An 11,455-nucleotide genomic window follows, 5' to 3' on the forward strand; every position below is an offset into this window, starting at 1 on the left:
CCGCATGACTCGTGATACGTCGATACTTGGCCGATGTCCGGACTGCGATGAAGACATCACTCCAGCGTGGTTATTAGTCGAGTACGAGCAAGACGATGGGACGACGGGCATCTGGGCCGAATGTCCGGCCTGTGAAGATGTTGTACATCCCAAATAGCGGCCAGTATGAGACTTTTCTACGTTGAACGTGGCTGCTAAGTCCCGACAAGGGCTATAATACTGACCCTCATTGTGCTATGCTACGACCTAAAATCAAGAGTGGACCGAGATTGCCATGGCTCATCAAAAGCACCTGACGACTGCCCTTATCGTCGTATTCCTCTCTGGAACGCTACTCCAGGGCGGACTGGCCGGTGTTGCAACGCCCAGTCTAACGGACGGCCAGTCACATCCAGGCTGGCAGGACGCTGACGCAATAGAGCGCTCCTTGGAGCGGTCACTTCACGCTGCAAGTATAGCTCAACCGGGAGCGGATGACCGCGTCAGAATGCCTGAACTAGGTGATGTCATGGCTGTTACCGAGACGGTCGACGAGATAACGACGCCTGGACTGGTGTTCCTAGCGGGATACAGTCGCTATGATAACTCCGATCCACTGGAGAATACCGCTCGAAATCAGATTTACGACGTCATATCGTGGTCGCCTGGCACCTATCCAATGGAGATAGTAGACACGACATCGTTGTCGCGGTCGACGGTTCGCTATCACCTTCGAATTCTCGAGGAAGAAGGCCTGATAGCCAGTGAAACAGTGCTTGGAAAACAGCGGTACTTCCAACCTGGGGACCAGCACATCGAACTACTGGTCGCACTGAAGACTGAGATGAGCAGGGCTGTCTTGACAGCCATCTACCGGTTAGAACCGGTTTCCGTCTCACAGCTGGCTCACGAACTTGACCGCGCATCAAGTACCGTCTCTTATCATCTCTCTCGCTTGGTCGAGTTAGGACTGGTAGAGCAAGAGCGCGACGGGAGCACAGTCCTCACTCAGCTCACAGTGGAAACGGAGCTCGAAATGCAGCGTCACGTGAAGACCAGCGGCCCGGCGGAGATTGCTGCGTCGCTCTCAAAAACCGGTCGATGAGTTCTGGCGTCGCTGGTACTTCACTACCATCTATTTACTGTCCACTCGTGAGATAAGGGGTAAAAAGCCGGATTTCGGGAGTTTGGCCATAACCCTTAGTCGTGTCTCTGACTGAGCCCGGGTACGATGACCAACAATCCGACGCAAAGCAGTCAACTCCCGACACTCGAGTTCCGTGTCCGATCTCTCACGTCGGCCACTGCCGGGACTAAACAGCAGGAGGTACTCGATCGCCTTGACCAACTCGAGGCCGACGGGCTGATAGACGAGTATACTGTCTTGGTCTGGGGGAAAGAGTTCTGCCCCGAAACGGCGTCCGGGACGGATCATGGTCGCACCGTTCGCGACCGGCTGGCCGAACTTGATGAATGGGCTGCTCGTACTGGCTTGGCAGTCGCCCCCTTCTTTCGGTTTCGGACCGGTCACTCGGAGTTACTCGACACAACGCTCGGAACCGTCGTACATCCGACGATGATGCTCGCTGAATACGTTGGATCTGAGCTCAAGCACGTCAGCCCCTGTACCGACGGTGAAACGTGTCATGATATCGACGACCATTTGGATGCAATAGCGAACGAGACAGCACGCGTTCCAACAGCGCCGGGCTCTCGCCCGCAAAAAGTACCAGCGATCATGTCCGAACTTCGAGATGCGAAAACGAGCACCGCCGAAGTGGAGTAAATACGTGTCACTCCCAGATCGACTTGATACGCTCATTTAGCTCCGACTCTCCCGACGCCTCAGTTCTCGGTGCCAGCATGGCTGTGCATGGACCGAAACGGAGTGCTGTGACTCTATGCGGCTGACGTCTCTGCAGACTCTACGTATATTCGACTCTAAGCGAGGATGATCCGCCGATTTCCGGAAAGCCACCAACGGGCCGGACAGATATAGAGAGAACCACACGACTGCGAACGAATACGGTTCTGCAATTTTCAGTGAGCAGAGTGCTTTCCGGAAACGACCCGGCCACGCTTTTATACTTCGATGCGAATCTCTTCAGCAAAGCGAATGATCCGCGATGCTCGCGTACTTCGGGCTGGTTTTGTCCCTAGTGAAGTCCAGCATCGTGACGCCGAAGTCAATCACCTCTCCAGTGTCCTCGAACCGGTAACGAACGACGAGCCTGCCGACCCCGCTGTCGTCACTGGCCCCAGCGGTGCCGGAAAAACCTGCCTCTCACAGTTCGTCACCGAACGGCTTCGTGAGGAGGTTCTCGACGTCGAAGTGACCTATATCAACTGCTGGCGCAACTACACCCGCTTTCGAGCGGTCTATCAGCTACTGGACGATCTCGGTGAAACCCTCGACATCCATCGTCAGTCGACACCGCACGATGAGCTGATCAACCGTCTGCAACAGTACGACGGCTCCCGCACAGTTGTTATCCTCGACGAAGTTGACCAACTCGAGGATTCCGACGTCATCTACGACCTCCATAGTCTCCCACAGTTTGCGCTCATCTGTATCGCGAACGAGCAAGATGATCTCTACAATCGTCTCGACGACCGCCTCGTCAGTCGCCTCCGCTCTAGTGAACACGTTCGAATGGACCGATACCACGACGAGCAGTTACGCGATATTCTCGCAGCCCGTGCCAAGCGGGGCTTAGAAAAAGACGCCATCACGGACGATCAGCTCCATCGCATCGCCGATGCCGCGGCTGGCGATGCTCGCCTCGCTATTGGCATTCTCCGCACCGCGGCGAGCGCAGCCGACCGCAAGAACGCCGGGCAGATTACCAACGATATCTTGCTTGACGCTGCAGGGGATGCACGCGACCAAATTAAACAGAAGAATCTCGACTCGCTCACGCCACATCAACAGGTTGTCTACGATGTCGTTCGGAAACATGGGCCGGTTGGGCCAAGTGAGATTCACGACCGCTATTCGAACGAGGTAGACGACGCTCGGACGAAGCGAACTATTCGGACGTATCTCTCGAAGATGAGTCAGTACAATCTCGTCGAAGCCGAGGGAACGAGTCGGGACCGAGAGTATACCATCGTCAACGGATATCTGTCGTCAGCGGTTGAGTGATTCGAGGCCCACCGATAATAGCATGCAATAATATCGGAGTTAACTATAGGGTACTTGACGAGAGAAGCACATGTATGGGTGAGTTAGGAGAGCAGCAAGATAGTGAGTATGAACAGGACCAAGAAACCGAAGAGGATGGCGAGCTCAGACAATTAGACGAAGCCGAGCTTCGGTGTGGGATTTCGTTGACCCCCCATCAAGCCGAAGACGACAGCTGATGGGGGTTATAAATTTCCGCTGTTTCAGAGAGGGAATTATCCCGCCCCGCTCGCTCACGGTGAGAGGGATCGTCCGTTACGGAGTGGTTTTGTTCCTCGTACGCTGTATTGCTGCTGCCAGTTCGTCTGCACGCTGACTCCCGATGAGGAGGCCACGATCGTCGCGTTTCGTCAGGAAAACGCCGTTTGATCCGCTGACGTTGTATGCGATGGCCCCCGAGCGCCAGCGGATTCCCCAGCCGCCATACTCACGGAGTGGTCGGTAGCTCACCGACTCGACGGATTCGATATCCGTCCAGGGCACTCGCCGGAACGACCTGTGAATCGGGACGAACCGGATGTAGAGCCCGTCGTCTCGCACCTCGGTAATCAGTCGTAGCGACCACAGGAACACGACAATAGAGCCAGCGATGACGATGCCGACGGGGCCGCCAGAAACGAACGACACGAGACTGACGATCCCGAGAAGGAGCCAAAGCCACCACTGTCGAAACCGTTGGACCTCACGAAAGGGAATCGTCTGTGACATACTCGCATATCGTTCCGGAAGCAAGTTAGTAGGTACCGTTCGACAGTTATCGCATCGAGAGAACGGACTGCCCTGGTACAGAGAGACTGGTTTTCTTGCCCCGAAACTTGTGTTCGAGTCCTACGGTCTTTCCTCTGAGTTAGTCTCGCGCTGCTCGGTGCGTTCCTCGTCGCTGTTCTTCGGGCCTTCGCCGAGTAATTCGACTGTGCCGCGGGTTCCGTCGATACGGATCCGCTGTCCGGTCCGAATCCGTCTCGTCGCGTCCGAGACGGAGACGACGGCGGGGAGGCCATATTCTCGGGCCACGAGCGCCCCGTGACTGACAGAACCGCCGACTTCGGAGACCAGCCCGGCAGCGTTCAGGAACAGCGGCGTCCACCCGGGGTCGGTTGACGGCGCGACAAGTATCTCGCCGCGTTCGACCGTTGCGGTCTTCGGGTCCCGGATAACGCGAGCGACTCCTTCGACGACGCCCGACGAGACGCCAGTCCCGACCAACGCGTTTTCAGAGGTGGGCTCGGACCCCGTCTGGCCACGAACGACCTCACCCTCGCTCGTCAGCACGGGCGGCGCGTCGAATTCGATATTCCGTGCGTGATTTCGGCGACGGGTATCAATATCGACGGCAGCGCATTCGCCATCCAGCGCGGCGAACAGCTCGTTCTTGCGAAGATACCAGACATCGTCCGGTCGGTCGAGTCGGCCCTCGGCGGCGAGTTGTTCGCCTGCATCCAGCAACGCCGTCCGCCACGCGGTGAACGCTCGGGCGGCTTCCTGTTTGGGGTACTCCCGGAGGTAGACCGTGTCGCGGTACGTGCGGATCAGCCAGCGGACGTAGCGACGGCGAAGCGGTCCGAGTTGGCCCTGGTCGGCACGCGTTTCGAGACGTGCAGCGGCCACAGTAGCTTCGTTCTCGAGCCGTCGAATGCGTTCGCGGTGGTCGCCCCTCGCCTCGTCCGCGAGGTTCGCCCGAACGACGTCGAGGAGCATGGACGGGTCCTCGCGCCAGCGCGGCCTGCTGAGGTCGATCTCGCCGGCGCTGCGGTGCCCGAACTCGTCGAGGTATCCCTCGAACGCCTCGATGAAGACCTCACCGCCCGCCACGTTCTCAAGTTCCGCGAGGGAGGCCCCGTCGCGGAGGGTCTTGGCAACAGGCGGGTGGTTCCGGGCGACGTTAGCGAGGTCGCCGAGGCCGAGGTTGATGCGCGTGACGACGTCGTGTTCGAACCCGCGACCGACCGCGTTCACGTCCTCGGCATGGTCGGGGAACGTTCTCGTGAGCCAGCCCCCGAGTGCGAACGCGAGAAACAGTGGGCTGATTTGCGGGTAGACCTCCCGGAGGAAGCGCCCGAAGTCGATACCCTCGAACACGGCGCGAGCCCGGGCTTCGGGAGTCGGAGCGTCGGTGACCTCCCCGACGAACAGGTCACTCAATCGAGCCCACGACTCGTCGTCAGGAGTGGGCCCGTGACCGACCAGTGCACTAAGCAGGTTCCAAACGATGCGGGGGATCGCCGGGCCGAGCAGTCGGGCCACTCGCCCGGCCGTCGCGACGTAGTCGGGAAGCGCACCAATGGTGATGCCACGGGGTTCGAACGCCTCCGGTCGCCGAAAGATGATATCGTCGAGACTGTCGGAGATGGGTTCGTTGACGGCGGCGAGTCGCTCGATCAGCCACGACTGCGTAGTGTCGTTCTGCAGAAATGGGGTAATATCGATATAGATCCGACCCCCGGCCTCGACCGTTGGATTGCCCAGAGATGCGTCGAGACCGGCGGCAGAGAGCGCATTGCCAGTGTAGGTCCGCCAGACGTCCCGGACGAGTGGCGGCATCGCCTCTGGCATCGCCTGCATGTGACCCATGCTGATGTACACGTGGAGGCGATCGTCGTCGGGTGCCGGTGACGGACGGGGAAACAACGATGTGATGGGACGGGACTGCAGCAGCACAAACTGACCGTCAGCGAGCGCCCATTCGACGTCCTGTGGCGCGCCGAGGAGCCGTTCGGCCCGCTCGCCGAGCCCGACGAGGGTGCGAAGTTGGTCGTCGGCAAGTACACGCGACTCCCGTCGATCCGGTGAGAGATCGACTCTTTGTGTGCCCCCCTCTTCGTCGGCGGTGCTCTCTCTGTGCAGTTCGACGGCGGCGGTCTTCGTGCCGATAGAGTACTCCAGTATCTCGCCGGTCTGGGTATTCACGAGCGCGTGGTCCGGCGTGACGTCGCCGGCGACGATGCTCTCTCCGAGCCCGAAGTTCGCATCGACCGACGCCATGTGTCGGTTCCCGGTCGCTGGGTCCGCGGTGAAGAGGACACCGGCGGCTGTCGCATCGACCATCGGCTGGACGACGACGGCCATCTCCGCGTCGGCGTGGTCGACATCGTTACGCGCTCGGTAGGCCACCGCACGGTCGGTAAAGAGACTGGCCATACAGTCCCGAATACGATCGAGGACGCCATCGCTGGCCACACCCAGGAACGTCTCGTGTTGACCGGCGAACGACGCGCTCGGCAGATCCTCGGCCGTGGCGCTCGATCGGACGGCAAACGAGTCGGCGTCGTCGAATAATGCCATCGCGTCGGCGACCGCTGCCTCGATAGGTGCATCGAACTCCCGACTCGCAACTAGTGATCGGAGTTCGGCGGCAGCCGCGGCAAGTGCATCGGTTTCGGTCGAGTCAAGCGCGCCCAGTTGGCTGATTGCGTCCTGAATTTCCGGTGTATCGACGAGGGCTCGGTACGCAGCGGTGGTGACGACAAACCCCGGTGGAACGGGAAGGCCAGCCTGTACCAGAGTGGCCAGATTCGCTCCCTTGCCGCCAGCTACGTCGATGTCTTCGGCATCTGACTCGTGTAACCACCGCACGATACTCCCAGTAGAACCTTCTCTCATCGTAATTGCTAGGGCACTGATACGCATCGAGTAGCCATAATAATAGGGCTCTCAGTTTCTCGTTTCGAACTGTGAGACAGTATACGCGGAATCGATTCCGGAAATACTTCTGGAAACACATATCAAGGAATGAAAACCCGAAGACAGCGCCACCGTTCAATCACGAACGACCACTTTCCTGAAACCCGGAGACGGCACGTGGCGGCTTATACAGCGGGTTTTCGTCTAGTCGAGTATGTCCGAAGAACCCAAGCTACCGTCAACGGGACAGCCGACGCGTGGTGCAGACCACAATCAGGCACTCCTCACTCAAGACGATCGAAGGCAGCCTGAGCGTCATCGATGAGCTGTTCGATACGCGTACTACTCATCCGCGAACACCGCCCTGCGGAGGGAATCCAGCTGGTCGCTGCCGTACACCGTGACTCCCTCGTCGAAAATATCTTGCAGCTTCGAGCTGGTTCGCTGGGCACTTGCGATCATTTCACCATATGGCTCGAATGCGAACCGATCTCGGTTACTATTCTCGGATAATCAGAACAGGGGAGTCCGTCTGCTCGGCAACTTGATCGTACGTTCGTCCAAAGATTCGCTCAGAGGGAGTCTCCTGCGTTTCACCCATTATAATCAGGTCTTGGTTCCGTGCTGCTTGACTGATCGAAGATGCGGGATCGTCGGAAACCTCCACTGTGATATCAATGCTTGGGCGGGAGAAACCCTCCTGAACGAGATGGTCTCTGATCTCGGTCAAGAGTTGTTCACCAACCGCGACATCATCTTCGGTTTCAGCGACGTGGAATAGCGTTGTTCGAAGGAGCACCTCCTCATTTATCGCATCTAAAAAGTCAGTGATTGGTTGCTTGAATTTCTCCTCTCGCAACGCAACCAGTAGATGGCCAAGCGTTGTAATCGGGTTCGGTATGAGGAGGGCATCCACATCTCGCTCTTTGGCAACCGTCGCTGGCGCATCCTCGAGCTCGGTCCCCATCCTTAACTCAACCTCCGCTGTTTCTCCCTCTTGTACAAAACTGGACGCAGTGGTGTATAACGACCGATACGCTTCTATCTCCCGGCGTTGGCGTTCATCTGCTGACGTGTCGGCCGGTAGTTCATAGACCCCAAGCAGGATTACCTTGCAAGAAGTCAATGTGTCGATGAAGGTCGACGGGAGCGGGTCTGGGTCTGGGAACTCGATCGGGATCAAGACTGTTTGTGATGACATGTGTGGAGACCTCTTCTCGTGGTATGATTCATCGAAGGATAGTCTCTTTGGCTTTATACGCAGGTCACTCAGCTCGGTTATCCTGTCTGAGTATACAGCGCCAGTAGCGAGCGGGCGTCATACCCCTTGTGAACAGGACCTCGGGACTGGTCGATCCATTCGTGTTACAGACACTCACTCCACTCCTGCAAAAAGGGGGGTCGCTTCCGGCTCCTGCAGCTACCACACAGCAATGTCAGCGGCGGCAGGGCACGTGCCACCGCGTCAACCAGATTAGTCCCGTATTGATTCGCCCCTCAAATCGTGCTTTCTATCGGAGCTAAAGTCTCTGGCGGCCCTGATTTCCACGAGGTAGAGTGGACAAACAGTAACCCGACACAAGACATCGAGGACGGCACTAAGCTGTGACACTCTCGAAGCCGATGGTCTCTCTTAGCCTGAACTCTCGAGCAGTTCGACGCCTCGTTCCACGACTGCATCGGTAACGAACAGACTGGTCTCAGCTTGCAGCGCTCGCATACGTTCGATTGCATTCGATTTCGAGAGTTCGCCACGCTGATATCCCAGAACGAGAATGCCGATTGACCCATGCACCTCGATATCACGGTCAGTCGCGGCCTCTCTTGCTGCAAGATCATCGGTCAGCAGGACAGCCGAGCGGTCAGCTGCAACTGCGAGTGCAGCAGTTTCGCCTGGATCCAAGTCTCCTGTGAGGTCGGCTGTGTCTGCTTCGACGAGTTCGTACTCGATGGTACTGAGAGACGGTGGAACCGTTCCGGTCTCGAGTTCATCGAGTACTGTCTCGGGAATCAGGAGGTCGTCGACGACCGAGAGCAATTCAAGTGCGTCGATTTCTGCGAGATGGATGAGTGGTCCTGTGTCCGCAACCGCGACGATCACGCATTGAGTCCCCAGTGGACATCGTCCTCGACAACCGATAGTTCGCGCTCTGCACGCTTGACACGGTCTCGGCCGACCAACTCGATTGCTGTCTCTCGATCGAGCTCCTCGTTCACGTATCGGGAGAGAATCAGATCGACCCAGAGGTCTTCGACACCCCGTTCTAGCGCTTGTTCGAGGATCTCGGATTCGGGGACGTCTCGGGCTTCTGCGAGTTCTTGTACCCGCTCGGTGAGATCCGTCGCCATGTCTGTATGAATACGCTGCGGTATCTTAAATCTCTGTGGCGCCCGCTCTTGTAAGTGAGACTGTGTTGTGGCCGCTCCGCTCTGGCAATTAGTGTAGCTGCTCGATATGGCAATGACGGTGGCCTGAAACCGGAACACGTTGCTGCGATATTCGTCACACCTGTTGTGAACCAGAGATTCAGGCTGGTCGCTCCGTTCGTGTGACGAACACTCACTCCTGCAAAGATGGGGTCGCTCCCGGTTCGAAATGGAGGTCTGTCCAGCGATGAGCAGATCAGGTCTGCATGGGGAACGGCGGAGACGTGGGATGAGAGGTCCACACTCCAGCTTTTCCACCGTTGCTCTGACTCACGGATACTGCCAAGAAAAATATACGAGAGTTCCTCAGACCGCCTCGTATGATGCTTCGGCGAGGACGATCCCGTCGTCATTAGCCACCAGGACCGTGTCGGGATTACTATTGTTCAGAACTGGACCGCCGAAATCGGCATAGCGCGTCGAGTCGGTAGCCTCACCGGTCCCGTTCCGGACGGTGATTGTTTCGCCTGCGTCCAGCGTCACGTCGTCAAACGTGTAGTTCTGGCTCCCGGCTTCGAAGCTCAGAATGTATCCTGAGAAGTCGATAGCAGTATCGCCCGTATTTTTCACTGTCGCGTACTCGTTGTTGAGGTCGCCATTCTGATCCGGGCGGACTTCGGTAATCTCGACCGCTGCCTGCTGGGGTTGAGCCGGTCGTTCCGAGGCCAGGTTCGCACCGGGGTCGCCAGCGTCGGTCGTGAAGGTTGCGACGGTACTGACCTCTGCTTCGGGTGCTTCGACAGTCGAGACGACCCGATAGTCGGTTTGCCACTGTTCGGGCGTAATCGTACACCGGACATACCCTCGCTTGTCGTTGAAGAACCGCTGCCAGGGTTCCCCGAGCGAGGGTCCGTACTGCGTTATCCCGGACCCATCACCGAACGAGGAGGCCGACGTGCCGACGTACTCGGTTCCAACCGTCTCGGAGTCAGGATCCGAGAAGTCGGCTTTGAGATTGTACGCGTAGTTGCGATGGACATCTCCGGTAATCACAACCGGGTTCAAGTCCGAGTCCGCCGCCATGACGTCGAGCAGCCGTTCCCGGTCAGCACGGTACCCGTCCCACTTGTCGCCGCCACCGAAATCCTGGACATCCGGATTCGGATTTTCGTCGGTCGCGGCGAATGGAACCTGATTTGCGAGAACGTTCCATCGAGTTGTGGAGTCAGTTAGCCCGTCGACCAGCCACGTTTCCTGTTCGTCACCCAGAATCGTTCGCCCTGAATTGTCCGCTTCCTCGGAAGAATAGACCTGATCGTCACGGTACTGTCGCGTGTCGAGGACATTGAACTCGGCTAAGTCGCCAAACGTGAACCGCCGATAGAGCGGCAGGTTTGGCCCGTCAGGCATCCGCGAAGGGCGCAACGGCTGGTGCTCGAAGTATGCTTGGTAGGCGTTCGCTCGTCGTTCGAGGAACTCCTCTGTGGGGGCGTTGTCTTCGGAGGTCGCATCGGCGTAGTTGTTTTCGACCTCGTGGTCGTCCCATGTGACAAGCCAAGGGCAGGCAGCATGCGCGTCCTGAAGGTTCGAATCCGTCTTGTACTGTGCTTCGCGGATTCGATAATCGCACAGACTCTCGATTTCGCGGGGCGGTTCGTGACCGCGATCGAACGGGCCCTGTGACCCACCTTCGTAGATGTAGTCGCCGAGCTGAATGGCCAGATCGAGGTCTTCGTCGGCCAGATGGTTGTGTGCAGTATAATAGCCGAAGGGGTAGTTCTGACACGAAGTGAATGCGAACTGGAGTTCGTCTACGTCAGCGCCCACTTCCGGGGCTGTTTTCGTTCGGCCGACCGAGCTTTGGTCGGGGCCGACTTTGAACTGATAGTAGTACTCTGTGTTGGAGTCTAATCCTTTGACGTCGATATGCACTGAGTGGCCGTATTCGGGACGTGCCTTCGCGGTGCCCTGTCCAACAGTATTGTCCATGTCCTCGTCTGTCGCTATTTCCCACTGCACCGGCACTTGGCGGTCGGGCATGCCACCCTCTTCGGCGAGCGGTTCGGGCGCGAGACGAGTCCAGAGGACGACCGAATCCGGCAGGGGATCGCCAGAGGCCACACCAAGCGTGAACGGGTCGTCGGCGAGGGGGCCGCGGCCATTGTTCTCCTGGGCGGCAGCGCCACCAGCACTGGCCATGCCAGTTCCGGCGATGGTCACCGTAGTGATCGCGTTTCTGATGAACTCACGTCGGCTGCTGTCGAGTGGGTGGGTGCTGCTTTCACTCACATATCATCGACCGTC

The 11,455-nt window shown here is 58.1% G+C and carries 10 protein-coding genes; 4 read left to right on the plus strand and 6 right to left on the minus strand.

The window, feature by feature from the left end; translation table 11 throughout:
• The first annotated feature begins 4 nt into the window (after positions 1–4).
• The 4 genes from E4S61_RS27030 (at position 5) to E4S61_RS22055 (ending at position 3,124) form a co-directional block, all read left to right on the plus strand.
• Positions 5–157 carry a DUF7837 family putative zinc-binding protein gene (locus E4S61_RS27030; protein WP_449405172.1) on the plus strand — a complete coding sequence of 51 codons (153 nt, stop codon included), beginning with the start codon at positions 5–7 and terminating at the stop codon, positions 155–157.
• Positions 158–274: 117 nt separating this feature from the next.
• A complete protein-coding gene (locus E4S61_RS22045) occupies positions 275–1,084 on the plus strand; it encodes a winged helix-turn-helix transcriptional regulator (protein WP_135306085.1) in 810 nt (269 codons plus the stop codon).
• Between the two features lie 126 nt (positions 1,085–1,210).
• Positions 1,211–1,765: an HTH domain-containing protein gene (locus E4S61_RS22050; protein ID WP_135306086.1), complete on the plus strand. Its 555-nt coding sequence runs from the start codon at positions 1,211–1,213 to the stop codon at positions 1,763–1,765.
• A 330-nt stretch (positions 1,766–2,095) separates the two neighbouring features.
• Entirely contained in the window at positions 2,096–3,124 is a 1,029-nt protein-coding gene (locus tag E4S61_RS22055) for a Cdc6/Cdc18 family protein (protein ID WP_135306087.1), read from the plus strand.
• A 294-nt stretch (positions 3,125–3,418) separates the two neighbouring features.
• On the opposite strand, the gene E4S61_RS22060 is transcribed toward E4S61_RS22055, so the two are convergent.
• From E4S61_RS22060 to E4S61_RS22085, 6 genes are all read right to left on the minus strand, one after another.
• Positions 3,419–3,871, minus strand: a complete 453-nt coding sequence (locus E4S61_RS22060) for a DUF6141 family protein (RefSeq protein WP_135306088.1) — start codon at positions 3,869–3,871, stop codon at positions 3,419–3,421.
• 120 nt (positions 3,872–3,991) lie between these two features.
• A complete protein-coding gene (locus E4S61_RS22065; RefSeq protein WP_209309586.1) occupies positions 3,992–6,736 on the minus strand; it encodes a PEP/pyruvate-binding domain-containing protein in 2,745 nt (914 codons plus the stop codon).
• A gap of 547 nt (positions 6,737–7,283) precedes the next feature.
• Positions 7,284–7,985: a universal stress protein gene (locus tag E4S61_RS22070; protein ID WP_135306090.1), complete on the minus strand. Its 702-nt coding sequence runs from the start codon at positions 7,983–7,985 to the stop codon at positions 7,284–7,286.
• A 432-nt stretch (positions 7,986–8,417) separates the two neighbouring features.
• The gene (locus tag E4S61_RS22075) at positions 8,418–8,885 is read right to left on the minus strand and encodes a nucleic acid-binding protein (protein WP_135306091.1); all 468 of its coding nucleotides are present in this window, start codon (positions 8,883–8,885) and stop codon (positions 8,418–8,420) included.
• Entirely contained in the window at positions 8,882–9,133 is a 252-nt protein-coding gene (locus E4S61_RS22080) for a ribbon-helix-helix protein, CopG family (protein ID WP_135306092.1), read from the minus strand. Before E4S61_RS22080 ends, E4S61_RS22075 begins: the two co-directional genes overlap by 4 nt.
• A gap of 384 nt (positions 9,134–9,517) precedes the next feature.
• Positions 9,518–11,440: an alkaline phosphatase D family protein gene (locus tag E4S61_RS22085; protein WP_245180909.1), complete on the minus strand. Its 1,923-nt coding sequence runs from the start codon at positions 11,438–11,440 to the stop codon at positions 9,518–9,520.
• Positions 11,441–11,455 lie beyond the last annotated feature (15 nt).

Origin of the sequence: Haloarcula amylovorans (assembly GCF_004681185.1) — an archaeon.
Lineage (GTDB): Archaea > Halobacteriota > Halobacteria > Halobacteriales > Haloarculaceae > Haloarcula > Haloarcula amylovorans.

Excerpts from the sequence above, each read along its gene's own strand:
- E4S61_RS22055 (WP_135306087.1), top strand. The coding sequence starts at position 2,096 with ATGATCCGCGATGCTCGCGTACTTCGGGCTGGTTTTGTCCCTAGTGAA.
- E4S61_RS22080 (WP_135306092.1), bottom strand. The coding sequence starts at position 9,133 with ATGGCGACGGATCTCACCGAGCGGGTACAAGAACTCGCAGAAGCCCGA.
- E4S61_RS22070 (WP_135306090.1), bottom strand. The coding sequence starts at position 7,985 with ATGTCATCACAAACAGTCTTGATCCCGATCGAGTTCCCAGACCCAGAC.
- E4S61_RS22050 (WP_135306086.1), top strand. The coding sequence starts at position 1,211 with ATGACCAACAATCCGACGCAAAGCAGTCAACTCCCGACACTCGAGTTC.
- E4S61_RS22060 (WP_135306088.1), bottom strand. The coding sequence starts at position 3,871 with ATGTCACAGACGATTCCCTTTCGTGAGGTCCAACGGTTTCGACAGTGG.
- E4S61_RS22045 (WP_135306085.1), top strand. The coding sequence starts at position 275 with ATGGCTCATCAAAAGCACCTGACGACTGCCCTTATCGTCGTATTCCTC.
- E4S61_RS27030 (WP_449405172.1), top strand. The coding sequence starts at position 5 with ATGACTCGTGATACGTCGATACTTGGCCGATGTCCGGACTGCGATGAA.